Origin of the sequence: Achromobacter insuavis, assembly GCF_902859645.1 — a bacterium.
Taxonomy (GTDB): Bacteria; Pseudomonadota; Gammaproteobacteria; order Burkholderiales; family Burkholderiaceae_B; genus Achromobacter; species Achromobacter insuavis.
The window spans coordinates 26641-42949 of the sequence record NZ_CADIJR010000044.1 but is presented as its reverse complement, the minus strand read 5'-3'; the positions used below and the strand labels follow the sequence as shown (position 1 = coordinate 42949).

The following is a 16309-nucleotide window of genomic DNA, read 5'->3' as shown; positions in this document are numbered from 1 at the left end:
CATTTATACCTTTAAGGTTTGTATAAACCATGGAACTCAGGCACCTGCGGTATTTCCAGGCGGTGGCGCGCGAGGGCAGCTTCACCCGCGCCGCCGAAGCGCTGCACATGGCGCAGCCGCCGCTCAGCCGCCAGATCCGCCAGATGGAAGAGGAGCTGGGCGTGGCGCTGTTCGAACGCACCACCCGCGCGTTGCGCCTGACGGAAGCCGGGCGCTTCCTGCTGGAACAGTCGCGGCTGCTGACCGCGCGGCTGGACGAAGTGCTGGAGGGCACGCGCCGGCTGGGCCAGGCGCGGCGGCGCTGGTTCGGCATCGGCTTCGTGCCGTCGACGCTGTACGGCTTCGTGCCCGAGCTGATCCGGCAATTGCGCGGCGCCGACGCGCAGGTGGAAGTCGGCTTGATGGAGATGACCACGCTGCCGCAACTGGAGGCGCTCAAGGCCGGCCGCATCGACCTGGGCATCGGCCGGATCCTGCTGGACGATCCGGCGATCGAGCGCCGCATCCTGATGACCGAGCCGTTGATGGCGGCCGTGCCGCTGCACCACCCGCTGGCCGGTTGCGCCAGCGTCTCGGTCGACCGGCTGGCGCAGGAGCCGTTCCTGCTGTATCCGGCGCGGCCGCGGCCCAACTTCGCCGACCATGTGCTGGACCTGTTCCGCGCCGCCGGCCATGCGCCGCAGGTGGCGCAGGAGGCCAACGAGCTGCAGACCGCGATCGGCCTGGTGGCGGCCGGCCTGGGGGTGACGGTGGTGCCGGCCTCGGTGCAGCGCCTGCAGCGGCGCGACGTGGCCCACGTGCGCATCGACGCCGAGGCCTTCGTGTCGCCGGTGATCGCCAGCTATCGCAAGGACGACGCCTCGCCGTTCCTGGCGCAGGCGCTGGCCCTGGCGGCGCAGCTGGCGAAGGGGTAACCAGCCGAGGCGGGCCGGTCGCGGCGGGTCGGCAAGGCGATCGGGCTGTCCGGGCTGAGGGATTTCGGCGGGCGTTGCCGCTTCAGGCCGGACCTGGCGGCTCGGCCGCGCCAGTGTCGTTTTCCAGGGGCACTTCGATGTGGCAGGCAATGCCGTCCTGCCGGAATGCCAGCGTGGTCTTGGCGGCCAGGGTGAACCCCAGCGCGTGCTCTATCAACTCGCGGCCATAACCGCGGCGGCTGGCGTCGGGCGCCACCGGCAGGCCGGTTTCGACCCAGTCGAGCACCAGCACTTCCCGGTTGTCCTGGCGGGCCAGGCGCCATTGGATGTCCAGGCGCCCGGTGTCGTAGTTCAGGGCGCCATACTTGACCGCGTTGGTGGCCAGTTCATGGATGGCCAGCGCCAGCGTCTGGATGCGGTCCGCGCGTAGCGGCACGGGCGGACCGGCAAGCGAAATCTGGTGGCCGTTGCCGACGGCCTCCAGTTCGCGGCGCATCATGTCGTGGAATTCGATGCGCTCGCCGCCGGTTTCTCCCAGCAGGCCCTGAACGCGATCCAGGGCGGCGAGCCGGGTGTCGAAGCGCTTGAAGGGTTCACCTTCGCCCAGCGTGCGCCGGGCCACGTTCTTGACCAGCGCCAGCAGGTTGCGGGTGCGGTGCTGCAATTCGGAGATCAGGATGCGATGGCGCCGTTCGACGCGGGTGATCTGGGTGATGTCGATGAAGGTCACGACCACGCCGTCCACCCGGCTGTCGCTGCCGCGGTAGGGCACCAGCCGCAACAGATAGTGCTTGCCGTCCAGCGTTCCGGCGATGCGCCGTTCGATCGGCTGATAGCGGTCGTAGACGTGCTGGATGTCACTGGCGAACGAGGGCAGGTCGAAACGGCTGGCCAGATCGGTGATCGGCCGGCCGCAGTCGCTGGGCAGGATGTTGAACACGTCGCCGACCGCGGGGGTGAAGCTGCGGATGATCAGATCGTGGTCCAGGAACAGCGTGGCGATGGCGGTGCTTTCGAACAGGTTGTGCAGGTCGCTGTTGCTGCGGTCCAGCTCGTCGACCTTGCCATGCAATTCGCCATTGACCGTATGCAGCTCTTCATTGAGCGATACCAGTTCTTCCTTGGAGGCTTCCAGTTCCTCGTTGGTCGATTGCAGTTCCTCGTTGACGGACAGCAGTTCCTCGTTCGAGGATTTCAGCTCTTCCAGGGCGGTTTCATATTCCTCGATCATCGATTGCAGGCGCTCGCGCGTGTCGCGCAGCTCGGTTTCCATGTGCTGGGCGGCGCCTTGCCGCAACGCATGCGCATGGACCTGGGCTTCTTCGCGCGTCAGGACCGGCCCCTGGTCGGTGAACAGCACCAGGTACAGCGGTTCCGTGTCGTGGCGGGCGGCCAGCGGCTCGACGGTCAGCGACACGCGCTGCACGCGGCCCTCGTCGTCCTCCACCGCGACGTCGCGGCGCACCGCCGGCATGCCGTTCTCGACCGCGGCGTGCAGCAGGGTGCGCAGATCCAGCCGCAGGCCCTTGCGCGCCAGCGTCAGGATCTGGCGTGTGGGCGCGCCGGCGGCCGCCTCCAGGTATTTGCCGGTGCGGCCCGAGTAATAGACGATGTCGCCGTCCCGATTGACCAGCACGTGGGCGGGCGCATGCTGCGCCAGCACCTGGGCATCGACCGCCTGGCGCAGCGCGGCGGCGCCGGGTTGCGGGCGCGGAGGGCCCGCGCTGGGCTGGCCGCGGGACTGCAGGGATGCCAGCGGCAGCGCGGGCCGGGGCGGCGGGGCGATGTCGGCGCGGCGCTGGAAGATGCGGTGCCGTTTCTCGACCGGACTGAACAGTTCGCTGAACTGGCTGACGTTCTCGGACATGCCCAGGAACAGGTAGCCGCCGGGCCGCAGCGAATAATGGAAGGTGGGAATGACCTGCTTCTGGATCTCGCCGCCGAAGTAGATCAGCAGGTTGCGGCAGGAAATCAGGTCGATGCGCGAGAACGGCGGGTCGCGCAGCACGTTGTGCGGCGAGAAGATGCACAGTTCGCGCACCTGTTTGTTGACCACGTAGCCGTCGCCGTCGGCGACGAAATGGCGGTCGCGCCGCTCCTGCGGCATGCTGTCGAGCAACTGGCCGGGATAGCGCGCGGCCCGGGCCACGGCCAGCGCGCGGTCGTCGATGTCGGTGGCGAACAGCTGGATCTGCGGCGTGGCCGCCATGCTGTCCATGTGTTCACGCAGCAGGATGGCCAGGGAATAGACTTCTTCGCCGGTGGCGCAGCCCGGCACCCAGATGCGCACCGATTCGGACGTGCCACGGTTTTCCAGCAGCTTCGGGATGATCAGGCGCTGCAGCGACTCGAACGCCTGGGCATCGCGAAAGAAATTGGTCACGCTGATCAGCAGGTCCCGGAACAGCGCGCTGGCCTCCTGCGGGGAGACTTTCAGGAACTCGACATAGGCCTCGAGGCTGCCGATCTGGTTCACGTGCATGCGCCGCTGCACGCGGCGCATGAAGGTCCTGTTCTTGTAGCCGCTGAAGTCATGGCCGACCCGCGCGCGCAGCAGATTGCTTATTTCGAGTCCGGCCGCATCCAGCCGCACCGCGCCGCTGGCCTGCGTCCCGGTCGTCGCGTCCGGCAGCGTGGGCAGGCCCTGGGCGAACTCCACCAGGCGTTTTCCCATCTCTTCGGCCGGCAAGGCGAAGTCGACCAGGCCGCTGGCGATGGCGCTGTCCGGCATTTCCGGATTGCGCGGTCCATAGCCGTCGGCGGCCTGCGCCAACGTCAGGCCGCCGTGTTCCTTGATGGCCTTGATGCCCAGCGTGCCGTCGGAATTGCCGCCGGACAGGATCACGCCGGCGGCAAAATCGCCGCAATCACGCGCCAGCGCGGAAAAGAACAGGTCGATGGGCCTGCGTCCGGGCAGATCCGCGGGACGCTTGAGCACCCGCAGGCGGCGATGGCTCACGGACATGAGCGCATCGCGCGGCAGCACGTAGACGCTGTTGATCTCGATCTGCTGGTTGTCGACGGCGGTCAGCACCGGCAGCGAGGTGTAGCGCGAGACCACCTCGGACAGATGGCTTTCGCGCGAGGGGCTCAGATGCGTGACCACCACGAACGCCACGCCGGGCGCGGGCGGGATACCGCGGAAAAAGCCTTCCAGCGCCTCGACGCCGCCCGCGGACGCGCCTACCCCGACGATGGGGAATTCCGGTGTGAGGGTCATGGTTGTGCGCGCCGGCCGTACCGGGCGGATGAGAGAGGTGGCAGCATCATGCCGACAGTAACACGGGCGTGCGCCTTTTGTGCTTCCCCCAATCCGCGCCGTTGTGTTCCCGGTTTCCTGTCCATGGCCCTGGACCCAAGGGGGCGGCTCACGTTTTGCGGCAGAGCCAGCCCTGGAATGTCAGCGCGGCGTAGAACCGCTCGATATCGGTGAAGCCGGCCTCGCGCAGGATGGCTTCGTCTGCCTGCGGCGCCAGCACCGGCAACTTGTCGCGCATTGCCCGCATGCCGTTTTGGGCCTGTTCGGCGGGCACGCCCGCGGCGGTCACGAAGGCGGCATTGCGGGCCAGCCAGGCATCGCGCCGTTCGGGTGGAAAACTGTGGTGCACCGCGATGAAGGGCGCGCCGGGCTTGAGCCGGCGGCTGATTTCGCGAACGGTCCGAAGGCGTTCGGGCGCTGCCAGGAAATGCAGCGTCAGCAGGCAGGTGGCGCCGTCGAAGGGGCCTTCGGGCGCGTCGTCGATATAGCCCTGGTGCAGCGCCGCGCGCGGGGCCAGATCGCCCAATGTGGCGATGGCCTGGCGCAGCATGTCAGCCGACGGATCGACGCCGTCCAGGCGCCAGCCTGGCCGCGTCTCGGCCAGGGCCTTCAACTCCAGTCCGCCGCCGGCGCCGAGCACCAGGAGGCGGCCGTCGTCCGGCGTCAGCTCGGCCATCAGCAGGCCGATCATGCGGTGCAGGTCGCGCAGGCCGGGGACGTGGCGCGCGACCCGTTCGGCGTAGTCGTCCGAGGCGCCGGGCGTATTGGTGAAGGCCATCGATGACTCCGGGCGGGACGGCGGCCAGGGCGGCGCGCCGTCATCATGAAACATATGATGTTGCATGATAGCGTCGGCGTCAAGCGGCGACGACCGCGATCGGCCTGGTGGCGGCCGGCCAGGGGGTCGCTCAGGGGCTGCCGCCCGCAGAGGAATTCAAACCGAGCGGCTTGGGGGATTCAGGCCGCGATGGAGAGCGCCCGCGCCGCGCCGGGAAAGTCCGGCAGCACGATGTCGCAATGGCCGGGGCGCACCCAGCGCACCCGCTCGCGGGTGGCGTCGATGCAGCCGCCTTCGGCGTACACGCCCTGGGGGTCGCGGATTCGCATCATGCGTTCAAGGATGACGGCGGTGGCCTCGGGGTCGGCCAGGGTGGCGTGCACGTGTTCCTTGACGATCTGTTCGTCGATGTAGCGCTTGCCGGCGGCGTCGGTGCGCAGGCCGTGGCGCCAATGGTAGATCTCGACGCACTTGGACGTCAGCGTGTACGGCGCGCCGCGTTCCCAGAAATTGTTGAACAGGCCGCCGCCCAGGTAGAACACCCAGGACCCTTCGTAGCCTTCGACGTCCGACGATTCGGCGTCGGGGTTGCGGAACCAGAGCCGGTCGCCCGGCACGTAGAAGCGCTGCGGCAAGGGCGCGTCGAGCGCGCCGTATTCGTGCAGGAAGGTGTCGTGGAAGCTGCCGGACATGACCGCGCGCGTTTCCCATTGGCGCTGCAGCCGGCGGCCGAGGTCGGGGTTGGCCGTCTGCAGTTCCTGCGCGATGCCGAGCACGGTGACGTATTCGGTGGCGCGGTAGCACGAGAACGAATACAGCTGGCCCGAGGCCTCGGGCTGGGTGGCCTTGCGCAGCCCGTCGATCAGCGAGCGGCCCGGCAGCACCGTGAAGCCGCGCGCCTCGTCGTAGGTCCAGTAGTCCTCGGGCCGCTCGGCGTGTTCGGTGTCGAAGGCCAGCGCGGTCTTGCCGGCGGCCTGCACGATGTAGCGGCGGATGCGCACGGCCGAGGCCAGTTCCGCCACGCTGGGGAAGTCGAAGGCGACCGGGCTGGCCAGCATCGCCAGCACGATCTCGCGGTCCAGGTCGGCTTCGTTGGCGTCGGTGCGCAGGCTCAGCGCCCGCGCCACGCGGGTGGTGTCGTGATCGGGCAGGTAGCTGGCGGCGAAACCGCGATTGAGCGCGGCATGCACGCCGGGCGTGGCGGCCTTGCGCAGGTCGCAGCGGGCGGCGGCGCGCAGGCCGAGGTCGGACAGGTATTGCTGCGTGGCCTCGAGCGCGGCGGCGGCCTGGCCGGCGTCGGCGTCGGCGGCGAGGATGCGGATCCCGCCCTGATCGGGATGATTCGGTGACTGCTGGGAAGACGGCATGGGAAGCGAATCGGTAGCGGCGGACAGGGTATGGATAGGCGCGAGGCGGGGTGAGTTCCCGTCAAGCTGCAAGAGGGGGTGAAGAACTATTTCAGCCCCTCTGACGCCTTGCGGCCGACCCCTGGCGAGCCCTTGTGGGGCCCGCCGGATTGTAGGGGCGCTTCCTTAATAATAGCTGTACAAAACGGGCCGCAATGGTCACCGTTCTGTCACCCTGCTGTCATGCCGGCCGGGCCTATTCGGCCAGATAGGCCGGCGCGCCGATCTCGATGATCTGCTCTTCGCTCAGGGTGCGGTGCCAGTACGAATACAGTACCTGCCGGTCGGCCGGCAAGCCGAGGTCGTGGCGCAGGTAGCGGTGGATGGCGCGGAACGCCTTGTGCTCGCACCCGCCCCAGAAGAACGCGTCGTCGAGCGCCGGCGGCCACGTCACGGCGCGGACCGCATCGGGCAGCAGCGTGGTGGCGCCGGCTGGCGCGCCATCGCGGTGCAACCACTTCAAGGTGATGCCGGCGGGCCTGGCCAGCGGCAGTTCCTCGCTGGCGTCGCGCACCTCGATGAAGGCGTGGCCCCGCGCATCGGCGGGCAGCGATTCGAGGATGCGGGCGATGCCGGGCAGGCCGGTTTCGTCGCCCGCCAGCACGTGGAAGGCCGCCGGCTTGGGACCGCCGGCCGCGGGGCCGACGACGCCGACCCGGTCGCCCGGCGCGGCCGCCTGCGCCCAGCGCGTGGCGGGCCCGGCATCGGCGTGCAGCGCGAAGTCGATCGTCAGCGCGCCGGCGGCCGGATCGATGGCGCGGATGGTGTAGACGCGGGTCGGCATCTTGCCGCCGGGCCAGGTGACGCGGCCGTGGCCGTCCAGCATCGGCCAGGCCACCTCGGCCTCGCCCTTGGGCGCGAAGATCAGGCGGCAATGCAGTTGGTCGGCGCGGTCCAGGTGGGCCAGATCGACGCCCTGCAGCACGATGCGGCGCAAGTAAGGGGTCAGGTCGCGCACCGTGGCCACGCGCAGGATGCGCAGGTCGTCCAGCGGCGTCAGGCCGCCGGCGTCGCCGCGCCACTGGATGTCGAGCCGCTCCTGCGCGGCGATGAAGCCGATCGGGCCGGCCAATGCGTGCTTCATGCGATTCAGGGCGGCGGGGTCGGCGGCTTCGATCTCGATATGCAGCGCGCCCGGGCGGACCCGCAGCGTGGCGCTGCCGAACGCGGCGGTGACGGCGTGGTGGTCGGATTCGGCGCGCACGGTCATGTCGTGCGTGGCGATGGCGGCCAGGATCGGTTCGAGATAGTCGGCCAGCCTGGGAAAGGCGATGACGGCCGACGCCGTACAGGACGGCGCAGAGGGGTTGGACAAGGTTTACTCCTGGAGGGAGACCCACAGCGGGCCGTCGATCGGCTCCTGCAAAAAGCGGCGGTTGATCGTCGCCAGGGTCTCGGCGGGGTCGAAATCGGCAAAGCGGTCGGGGTGCAGCCACTTGGCGGCGGCCTCGACGAAAAGCGGGTTGAACGGCGCGACCGTGATGAGGCCGGTCCAGATGCCATGCACGCGCCCCTGGCGTACGCTGGGCAGCGCGGCAAAGCCGGTGCGGGCCGCCAGCCGCCGCAGGCCGGCGCGGCCCTGGGCCGGGTCGATGCCGGGGCCGATGGCCGGCCGCCCGCCCGAGACCCAGCCGCCGCCCGAGGCGATGTAGACGTCATGCGGCGTGGCCAGCAGGTATTCGAGTTGCAGCTTCTGGTACCAGGGCGCGGTCACGCCGGGCAGGCTCTGGCCGCCGGCCAGCGCCAGCAGCTCGCCCCAGACCTGTTTGCCGGCGGCCCAGCAGCAGTCGTCGGGCGTGGATTGCACTTCCAGATAGGTGGTGACCGGCCTGGCGCCCGCCAGCCGCCGCGCGACCTCGGCCAGGCGCTCGTCGGCGAACGCAGAATAGGCCGCGGCCCGGTCGCCGGCATCGAGGATGTCGCCCCACATGCGCAGGTTGCGGTGCAGCGTGTCGATCGGGCCGGCCGTGGCGGGCGCCGCGGCGTTGCTGGCGACATCGCTGTAGGCCACCGGGATGCCCAGGGCCGTCAGGCGCTGCAACAGGCCGCCGGCCCCATCCTCGGGCGTCATGAACGAGCTGGTCACCACCAGATCGGGCGCCAGATTGACGATGCCTTCCAGCGAGATCGTGGTGGGCGCCTGCTTGCCGATGACCGCGATCGGCCGCTTGCGCTCGAAGCGCGCCTGCAGCGCCTCGCTGTCGATGCGGTCGGCGGCGGCCCAGCCCACCACTAGTGACGCCGGATCGGGATGCAGCAGCGCCATGGTGAGGATGTCGCGCGCCTCCAGCAGCACGATGCGGCGCGGCGCGGCGGGCAGCCGCAAGGCGCGGCCCGCCATGTCGGTCAGCGTGCGCGGCGGGCTGGCGAGGGCGGGCAGGGCGCCGCCCAGTCCGGCCAGCGCGAGTCCCGCGCAGAAGCGGCGTCGATGCATCGTCGGCTCCTTACCAGCGGTAGCTCAGGCCGGCGATGATCTGGCGGCCATTGCCGTATTGGCAGAAATAGTCGGAGCTGCAGCTGGAGTAGTAGGTCTTGTCGAACAGGTTGTTGATGTTCAGGCGGCCTTCCAGGCCCTTCAGGCTGGGGCTGGCGGCGCCGAAATCGTAGCGCAGCGCGGCGTCGATCAGGGTGTAGCCGTCGGCCTTCACCTTGTTGGCGTTGTCGGCGTAGCTCGAACCCACCGTGCGCACGCCGGCGCCGACCTTGAAGCCTTCCAGCGCGCCGGCGCCGAAGCGGTAGTTGGCCCACACCGAACCGTAGTACGTGGGCACCGCCTGCGGCCGCTTGTCCTTGTTGGCCTCGACCGCGGCCTGCGTCACCTTGGTGTCCAGCAGCGTCAGCGCGGCGATCAGCTCCAGGTTGTTCGTGACCTGTCCGCGCGCCTCGAACTCCAGGCCGCGCGAGCGGATACGGCCTTCCTGCGTGTTGAAGCCGAAGGTGTCAGGCACCAGCGCGTCGCGCTGGCGGATGTCGAACGCCGACACCGTGAACAGCGCGTCCACGCCGGTCGGCTGGTACTTCAACCCGACTTCATACTGGCTGGCCTTGCTCGGCACGAACGGCGCGCCGCTGGCGTTGACGCCGACGTTGGGCTCGAACGAGGTGGCGTAGCTGACGTAGGGCGCGAGGCCGTTGTCGAACAGGTACAGCAGGCCGGCGCGGTAGCTGGTGGCTTCGCTGGACTGGTTGGTGGCGCTCTTGGCCAGGCGGTTGTCGGAATCCTGCTCGGTCCAGTCGTGGCGCACGCCCAGCAGCGCGCGGAAGCCGCCGAAGCGGAACTGATCCTGCACGTAGGCGCCGGTCTGGCGCAGCGTCTGGCCGCTGTCGATGATGGTCGTCAGCGGGCCGATCGGCTGGCCGTACTGCGGATTGGCGACGTTGATGGACGGCGCGGGGCCCCAGTTGTACTGCCAGTTGCTGCGGGTGTGCTGGTAGTCGATGCCGGTCAGCACGGTGTGCTGCACCGTGCCGGTGGCGAAGTCGATCTGCGCCTGGTTGTCGAGCGCGACGCCCTTGACGTCCTCGATCGAGCGCAGCGCCTGGCGCGCGATGGTGCCGTCGGCGGCCAGCGGCGCGGCCATCTGCAGCGAGCGGAAGTCGACGTCGACGTCCGAATAGCGCAGGCGCGAGCGCAGCGTCAGCGCCGGGCTGACGCGGTGTTCCAGCTGGTAGCCGATGCCGTGCTGTTCGCGCTCGAACGAATCGAACTTGGGGTCGCCGACGTTGAAGCGGCGGCCGAGGTCGTCCTTGTACCGGGACGGCGCCAGGAACTTGGGATAGACCGAGTTGAAGTAGCCGCCGTCCGGGTCCTTCTGATAGTACGCGGACAGCGTGAAGGTGGTGTCGGCGTTGGGCCGCCAGGTCAGCGACGGGGCCACCGCGTAGCGGCTTTCGTGCACGCCGTCGTAGCGGCTGTCGGCGTAGCGGCCAACCGCGCTCAGGCTGTATTGCAGCGTGCCGGCCTCATTCACGGCGCCCTGGCTGCTGAAGCCGGCGCGGGCGCGGCCCTCGTTGCCGCCTTCGAGCAGGATCTCGTGCGTGGCCTGGTCGGACGGCCGGCGACTCACCTGGTTCACCAGGCCGCCCGGGCTGACCTGCCCGTACAGCAGCGCCGACGGTCCCTTGAGCACGTCGATGCGGTCCAGCAGGTACGGGTCGATGGCCGCCTGCGCGAAGGCCTGGCCGCGCGGCAGCTTGAGGCCGTCGAGGAAATTGACGTAGCTGGTGGCGGTGCCGAAGGCGCCGAAGCCGCGCAGGAAGACCGAGTCGTAGCGCGAGTTGGTGTCGCGGTCGGACAGCACGCCGGCGGTGTAGCGCAGGGCTTCGCTGACGGTCTGCGGCGCCTGGTCGTCCAGCTGCTTGCGGGTGATGGTGGAGATCGACTGGGCCGTTTCGAGCACCGGGGTGCCGGTCTTGGTGGCCGAGGTGGTGGTCGGGAGCAGGATGCGGTCGCTGCTGTCGGCCGGGTCGGCGGATTCGCCCTTGACCACCACCGGACTGAGTTGCACCGCTTCCTGCTGCGCCTGGGCCGCGCCGGCCGCCAGCAAACCAGAAACCGCCCCGAGGATCACGGCTTCCCGGACATCAATCGCCATTTCAACACCTGTTGCAAATGAAAAGAAATCTCAATTGCAATCATCATCACATAAACGGGACGGTAACGTCCAGTTAATTTGGAAAAAATAAAACCCTTGACGTGCTTTCTGCCTAGGTGATAACGGGACTTTTGCGTTTGGTTATTTGCCGTGCGGCGCGCGCTGCGGGACAATAGGGGCCTTCAAGACTGCCAGCCACGGACCGATTGGATGCCCACCACCCAGCCCAGCAAGACCGCCACCCCCGCCCGCCGCGTCGCCGCGACGTCGCCCGCCGGCGAGACGGTGCGCAAGGCGCCGGGCGGGCGGCCGACCCGGGAAGCGGCGGCGCAGCTGGAGCGCCGCATCCTCGCGGTCGCGGCCGAGTTGTTCGCCGCACAGGGCTATGCCGCGACGTCGATGGAGCAGGTGGCCGAGATCTGCAAGGCGGGCAAGGACACGCTGTACCGCCGCTACGCCTCCAAGGCCGCGCTGTTCGGCGCGTTGATGGACACGTTCCGCGGCGCGATCGTCGAGGAACTGAACGCCTGTATGGCTGAAGCGGGCGCGCCCGAGCAGCGCCTGCGCCGCTACGCGCGCGCCTTGCTGGACATCAACCTGCGTCCGCAACTGGTGGCGCTGAACCGCGTGGCGCTGGGCGAGGCCTTGCCGGCCAAGGGCGTGCAGCCCACCCCCGGCGCCGACGATCCCTTCCTGCGGCGCTTGGCCGATATGGTGACCGAGGCGCAGGCGGCCGGGACGCTGGGCGGCGGCGACGCCGCGTTCATCGCCGAGCAACTGCTGTACGCCACCTCGATCAAGCCGCTGGTCGCCACCATGCTGGGCGAGACGCGCTTTGCCGATCCGGCGGCGCAGCAGGATTACTTCGACCGCGCATGGGACCTGTTCATGCGCGGCGCCGCGCCGGGTTGAGGCCGTGTCCAATCCCTTGTCCCGCAACGTGATGGCGCTGTACCAGGCGCATGCGGCAGCGTTCGAGCGCGACCGCGGCGCCGCGTTGATCGAGCGCGCCTGGCTGGCCGACTTCCTGGCGGCGTTGCCGGCGGCCGCGCCGCGGGTGCTGGACATCGGCTGCGGCACCGGCGTGCCGATCGCCGGCCACCTGATCGAACACGGCTGCCGGATTACCGGCGTCGATAGTTCGACCGCATTGCTGGCGCGCGCCGCGGCGCGCTTTCCCGAGCAGGCGTGGATCGCCGCCGACATGCGCCAGCTGCCTTGCGCCGGGCCGTTCGACGGCCTGATCGCGTGGCACAGCTTCTTCCATCTGTCGCCCGAGGACCAGCGGCCCATGTTCGCGCAGTTCCGGCGCCTGGCCGCGCCGGGCGCGGCGCTGATGTTCACCAGCGGCACGACGCTGGGCGAGGCCATCGGCCAGCTCGACGGCCAGCCGCTTTATCACGGCAGCCTGGACAGCGCCGAATACCGCGAGCTGCTCGCCGCCAACGGCTTCGAGGTATTGCGCCACGTCGAATGGGACGCTGCTTGCGGCAACGCGACGGTGTGGCTGGCCAGGCGGACCTGAGCCGGGCGGGCGAGGGGCCGTCAGGTCATAGATGCGGATCGCGCAGGATCGCCCGGATCCTGAGGAAGGCGTAGGCGGCGCAGCCCAGCGCGATCAGCACCACGAGCCAGGCATACGCCTTCTTGCGCTGCTTGGTGGACCAGGCTCTATCGTAGGTGGCCACCGGATCCCACAACACCTTGCCGTCCATCTGGCGCAGCCCATAAACCCTGATGGGCACGTGCACGCTGAACATCTGGCCCTCGTAGACGTTCTTCAGGTCGTCCGGCTCGCGGTCGGTCAGCAGTTCCAGGGTCCGTGGCAGGACGAGGCCGGTCACAACGGCGCCCGCCTCGAACGCCACGTCGGGATAGTCGTTCGAGAAATAGCAAAGAGGCCTGTAGCCGCTGTTCTGCCGGGAGCTGGCGGTCCGCGAGTAGGGGCATACGGCCAACTTGTCCACGCGCACGGCGATGGCGTGCAGCGTGGCGGGATCGGGCGGCAGGTACGCCTTGTTCGCGGCGTCGAAGAGATCGCGGGACAAAATCAGTAGCATCAGGCAGAGGAACAGCGCACTTAGCGGGCGCTTGAAGCGCGCCTTGATCTCGCTCCATTCGCTCATCGGTGTGGCCTCGTAGCGCGGGGGGTTGCGATAGTCATGCACATCCTTGGTTCAGGCTCAAGGCCTCTACGATTGCCGTATTGTAGGTGGCGGGTGTATGCGGGCGAACTCGGGCGGCGCATGCTCCGCCATCAGTTCCGCCACCCAGTCGATGAACACCCGCAGCTTGGCGCTGACGTGGCGGTTGGGCGGGAAGGCGATGTAGAGCGGCATCGGGTCCAGTTGCCAGTCCTCGAACAGCGGCGTGAGTTCGCCGCGCGCGGCATGCTCGCGCGCCATGTAGTCGGGCAGCCACAGCACGCCCATGCCCGCCAGGCCCGCCGCCAGATAGGCGTTGCCGTCGTCCACCGCGACCACGTAGCGGCCGTGCGCGTGTACGCGCTCGTCGCCGCGCCGCATGGCGTAGGGCAGGGGCTTGCCGCTGCGCGACCAGAGGAAGCCGACGATGCGGTGATGGCTGTCCTCGAGGTCGCGCGGATGACCGGGCGCGCCGGCCCGCTGCAGGTAGGCGGGCGCGGCATAGACGCGCAATTGCAGGTCGCCGACGCGTCGCGCCATCAGTGATTGGTCGGTCAGCTCGCCGCCGCGCACCACGCAGTCGACGTTCTCGCCGATCACGTCGACGATGCGGTCGCTCACGCCCATATCCAGCTGGATGTCCGGGTAGCGCGCGTGGAAGGCGGGCAGGGCGGGCACCAGGATCATGCGCGCCAGCGGGCTGGGCACGTCGACCCGCAGGCGGCCGCGCGGCACGGCCGCGGCGACGGACAGGCTGGTCTCGGCGTCGTCCATGTCGGCCAGCAGCCGCAGCACGCGCTCGTAGTAGACCGCGCCGTCGGCGGTGACGTTGACCTTGCGGGTGGTGCGGTTGAGCAGCCGCACGCGCAACCGCGCCTCGAGCTGCTGCACCAGCTGGGTGACGCTGGTCTTGCTCATGTGCAGCGTGTCGGCCGCTTTGGTGAAGCTGCCGGTTTCCACCACGCGGGCGAAGGCCTGCATTGCGTCGAAACGGTCCATCGCCACTCCAGGGATCAGGGGATTGTTTGCATTTTACAAACAGTGATGGACAAGCTTGCCCATTTATCGGCGGCGGCGCCGTCCGTACAGTGCCTGCATCATCAATACGGGCCGAGGCCCGAGACAGGAGAATGAGTATGGCAACGCGTGATGTGGTTTTTCCGGCCGGGCGCCAGGCGCTGTATGAACGCAACCGCTATTCGCCCGCCGTGCGGTCCAATGGCTTTCTGTTCGTGTCGGGCCAAGTGGGCAGCCGCGAGGACGGCTCGCCCGAACCCGACCTGCAGGCGCAGGTGCGGCAGGCGTTCGACAATCTGAACGCGATCCTGAAGGCGGCCGGCGCCAGCTTCGAGGATGTGATCGACGTGACGGTGTTCATGGTGGATCCGGCGTCCCGCTTCGAGACCATCTGGCAGGTGGTGCCGGAATACTGGGGCCAGGCGCCGCATCCGACGCTGACGGCGGTGGGCGTGACCTGGCTGTACGGCTTCGATTTCGAGATCAAGGTGATCGCGAAACTGCCGCAGGACGCCTAGCCGCCCCTGGCGGCGGGGCAAGAAAAGCGACGGGGCAGGCCGGCGGGATCGCCGGGCCTGCCCCGTTTTGCGTGCCTCGTCGTATCAGCCGCGCAGGCGGGCCACGGCTTGCGCCAGGTCTTCCTGCTTGCGGATCAGGGCGGCCTCGACCTGATCGCGCGGGGTGCGGGTGTCTTCGCGGTGGCTGGTCAGATCGGCCGCGCGCAGCAGGCCCATCAGGTCCTGGGTGCGGGTCTGGGTCGTGGGCGTGATGCTGCTCTGGTCGACCAGCTTGCCCTTGATGAACTTGGTCACCAGGGTGGACATCGTGCTGGACTCGGTGAACGAGGCCTTGGCCAGTTCGCCGTCTTCGTAGGCGATGTCGGTGCGGTTGCTGTAGTCGTCGCGGATCTGGTAGAACGCGTAGTTCTGCGACTCGGGATCCGTGGTCAGGTTCAGCTTCTGATCGGGCGTGAGCGCGCGGTGGAAGCTGGCGTTCAGCGACGACTGCTGCTGTTGCGTGATCGCCAGGTCGAGTTGCGGGCGGCCGCTGGAGCTGGTGTTCTGCGAGGTCTCGTACGAGAAGGTGTCGAGCTCACGCGCCTGCAGCGGATTGGACGCGACCGGCGCCTGATTGATCGAGGCGGAGAAGTCGGCCAGGCCGGACAGCATGGTGCGATGCACTTCGGCCGGCATGCCCAGGCGCGTCGTGGTCTTGGCTTCCGGCGCCCAGTCGCCGTAGCTCTTGTGCAGGTCCGCGAAACCCGACTTGAACAGGGCCATCAGCGTGGCATCGCCTTCGCCGCGCGTCTGGGCGCTGTCGAACTTGGTCAGGTAATTGTTGATGGCGGTCGTCTGCTGCTGGCTGCTGCCGAACTGGCTGGGCTTGCTGGCGTCGACGTTGATCTGGGCCGAGCCGGCCACGGTCTTGACCGTCAGCGAGCGTTGGCCCGCATCGGCCTGGAAATTGAAGCTGACGCGATCGGGGCCCTCGGCGCCGACCGTGGCTTCCAGAGACACCGACGACAGCACGCTGGTGTTGAACTTGGCCAGCGCGCCCAGCGCCAGCTTGGGCGGCACCGAGGTCAGGCCGTCGACGGCGTCCTGGAACGACTTGGACAGGCCGGCGATGGCGGTGCGTTCTTCTTCGGTGAGCTTGGCGTCGCCCACGTCGATCTGCACGCCCAGGCCCTTTTCATTGCTTTCGAGCGTTACCGTGACCTTGGCGCCGCTGGCGGTGGTGATGCGCAACGCGACCGAATTGTCGGCCACGGCCGGACCCTTGGGCGCGGCGACGCCGTCCACCGGCGCGGCGGCGCGGGCCGACGGGATCGACAGCGAGTAATTGCCGCCATCGTTCTGCATGCGGCCAAGCAGGGCCGCGGCCAGGCCCTTGAACTGGCCGGTCAGCGACGAGGCGCGGACGTTGTCGGACATCAGCGAGGACAGGGCGTCGGGTTCCTGCACCTGGCCAGCGGCGACGGATTCGGGCGAATAGGTCAGCACGTTGGCCGGCTGGCCCAGCGTCACCGAAGTGGACGCGGGGATGTCGGGACTGCGGTTGACGGTGGTGACGCGGGACACCCCGGTCGCCGGCGCCTGCGGGGCGATGACGAGCGGCGGGGTGTAGCTGGAGATCGTGGTCATGTCAGTGGTATTCCTGGCGGGCAACAGCTGCCCATGAGGCTTGCCGGGGAGT

The 16309-nt window shown here is 68.8% G+C and carries 13 protein-coding genes; 4 read left to right on the top strand and 9 right to left on the bottom strand.

All coding sequences use genetic code 11. The features are described from left to right. Positions 1-29 precede the first annotated feature (29 nt). Complete coding sequence (locus H0523_RS20595; RefSeq protein ID WP_054430569.1) at positions 30-914, top strand: LysR family transcriptional regulator; 885 nt, start codon at positions 30-32, stop codon at positions 912-914. A gap of 82 nt (positions 915-996) precedes the next feature. Here the strand turns inward: H0523_RS20595 and H0523_RS20590 are convergent, their stop codons facing one another. The 6 genes from H0523_RS20590 to H0523_RS20565 all read right to left on the bottom strand — a co-directional run bounded on the left by H0523_RS20590 (position 997) and on the right by H0523_RS20565 (position 10952). Continuing rightward, positions 997-4134 (bottom strand): CheR family methyltransferase, encoded by a 3138-nt coding sequence (locus H0523_RS20590; protein WP_054430568.1) that lies wholly within the window; start codon positions 4132-4134, stop codon positions 997-999. Positions 4135-4282: 148 nt separating this feature from the next. Beyond that, the gene (locus H0523_RS20585; RefSeq protein WP_054430567.1) at positions 4283-4951 is read right to left on the bottom strand and encodes a class I SAM-dependent methyltransferase; all 669 of its coding nucleotides are present in this window, start codon (positions 4949-4951) and stop codon (positions 4283-4285) included. Between the two features lie 179 nt (positions 4952-5130). Next, positions 5131-6318, bottom strand: a complete 1188-nt coding sequence (locus tag H0523_RS20580) for a TGL-type protein-glutamine gamma-glutamyltransferase (protein WP_054430566.1) — start codon at positions 6316-6318, stop codon at positions 5131-5133. Between the two features lie 235 nt (positions 6319-6553). After that, complete coding sequence (locus H0523_RS20575) at positions 6554-7672, bottom strand: siderophore-interacting protein (protein WP_054430565.1); 1119 nt, start codon at positions 7670-7672, stop codon at positions 6554-6556. A 3-nt stretch (positions 7673-7675) separates the two neighbouring features. Continuing rightward, positions 7676-8791 (bottom strand): ABC transporter substrate-binding protein, encoded by a 1116-nt coding sequence (locus H0523_RS20570; protein ID WP_054430564.1) that lies wholly within the window; start codon positions 8789-8791, stop codon positions 7676-7678. A gap of 10 nt (positions 8792-8801) precedes the next feature. After that, on the bottom strand, positions 8802-10952 hold the full coding sequence (locus H0523_RS20565; RefSeq protein WP_054430563.1) for a TonB-dependent siderophore receptor: 2151 nt from the start codon (positions 10950-10952) through the stop codon (positions 8802-8804). A 210-nt stretch (positions 10953-11162) separates the two neighbouring features. Here H0523_RS20565 and H0523_RS20560 point away from each other — a divergent pair, with 210 nt between their 5' ends. Both H0523_RS20560 and H0523_RS20555 read left to right on the top strand, forming a co-directional pair. Next, the gene (locus H0523_RS20560) at positions 11163-11864 is read left to right on the top strand and encodes a TetR/AcrR family transcriptional regulator (protein ID WP_082404439.1); all 702 of its coding nucleotides are present in this window, start codon (positions 11163-11165) and stop codon (positions 11862-11864) included. 4 nt (positions 11865-11868) lie between these two features. Beyond that, positions 11869-12477, top strand: a complete 609-nt coding sequence (locus H0523_RS20555) for a class I SAM-dependent DNA methyltransferase (protein WP_231689830.1) — start codon at positions 11869-11871, stop codon at positions 12475-12477. A 25-nt stretch (positions 12478-12502) separates the two neighbouring features. Here H0523_RS20555 and H0523_RS20550 read toward each other — a convergent pair whose 3' ends face one another. Both H0523_RS20550 and H0523_RS20545 read right to left on the bottom strand, forming a co-directional pair. Further along, entirely contained in the window at positions 12503-13078 is a 576-nt protein-coding gene (locus H0523_RS20550; protein WP_054430562.1) for a hypothetical protein, read from the bottom strand. 66 nt (positions 13079-13144) lie between these two features. After that, the gene (locus H0523_RS20545; protein ID WP_054430561.1) at positions 13145-14095 is read right to left on the bottom strand and encodes a LysR family transcriptional regulator; all 951 of its coding nucleotides are present in this window, start codon (positions 14093-14095) and stop codon (positions 13145-13147) included. 137 nt (positions 14096-14232) lie between these two features. On the opposite strand from H0523_RS20545, the gene H0523_RS20540 reads away from it, so the two are divergent. Next, the gene (locus tag H0523_RS20540) at positions 14233-14631 is read left to right on the top strand and encodes a RidA family protein (protein ID WP_054430560.1); all 399 of its coding nucleotides are present in this window, start codon (positions 14233-14235) and stop codon (positions 14629-14631) included. A gap of 84 nt (positions 14632-14715) precedes the next feature. Here H0523_RS20540 and H0523_RS20535 read toward each other — a convergent pair whose 3' ends face one another. Beyond that, complete coding sequence (locus H0523_RS20535; protein WP_054430559.1) at positions 14716-16257, bottom strand: hypothetical protein; 1542 nt, start codon at positions 16255-16257, stop codon at positions 14716-14718. Positions 16258-16309: the final 52 nt, after the last annotated feature.

Coding starts and splice junctions, on each gene's coding strand:
- H0523_RS20585 (WP_054430567.1), bottom strand. CDS start 4,951: ATGGCCTTCACCAATACGCCCGGCGCCTCGGACGACTACGCCGAACGG.
- H0523_RS20550 (WP_054430562.1), bottom strand. CDS start 13,078: ATGAGCGAATGGAGCGAGATCAAGGCGCGCTTCAAGCGCCCGCTAAGT.
- H0523_RS20540 (WP_054430560.1), top strand. CDS start 14,233: ATGGCAACGCGTGATGTGGTTTTTCCGGCCGGGCGCCAGGCGCTGTAT.
- H0523_RS20580 (WP_054430566.1), bottom strand. CDS start 6,318: ATGCCGTCTTCCCAGCAGTCACCGAATCATCCCGATCAGGGCGGGATC.
- H0523_RS20595 (WP_054430569.1), top strand. CDS start 30: ATGGAACTCAGGCACCTGCGGTATTTCCAGGCGGTGGCGCGCGAGGGC.
- H0523_RS20570 (WP_054430564.1), bottom strand. CDS start 8,791: ATGCATCGACGCCGCTTCTGCGCGGGACTCGCGCTGGCCGGACTGGGC.
- H0523_RS20535 (WP_054430559.1), bottom strand. CDS start 16,257: ATGACCACGATCTCCAGCTACACCCCGCCGCTCGTCATCGCCCCGCAG.
- H0523_RS20565 (WP_054430563.1), bottom strand. CDS start 10,952: ATGGCGATTGATGTCCGGGAAGCCGTGATCCTCGGGGCGGTTTCTGGT.
- H0523_RS20560 (WP_082404439.1), top strand. CDS start 11,163: ATGCCCACCACCCAGCCCAGCAAGACCGCCACCCCCGCCCGCCGCGTC.
- H0523_RS20590 (WP_054430568.1), bottom strand. CDS start 4,134: ATGACCCTCACACCGGAATTCCCCATCGTCGGGGTAGGCGCGTCCGCG.
- H0523_RS20545 (WP_054430561.1), bottom strand. CDS start 14,095: ATGGACCGTTTCGACGCAATGCAGGCCTTCGCCCGCGTGGTGGAAACC.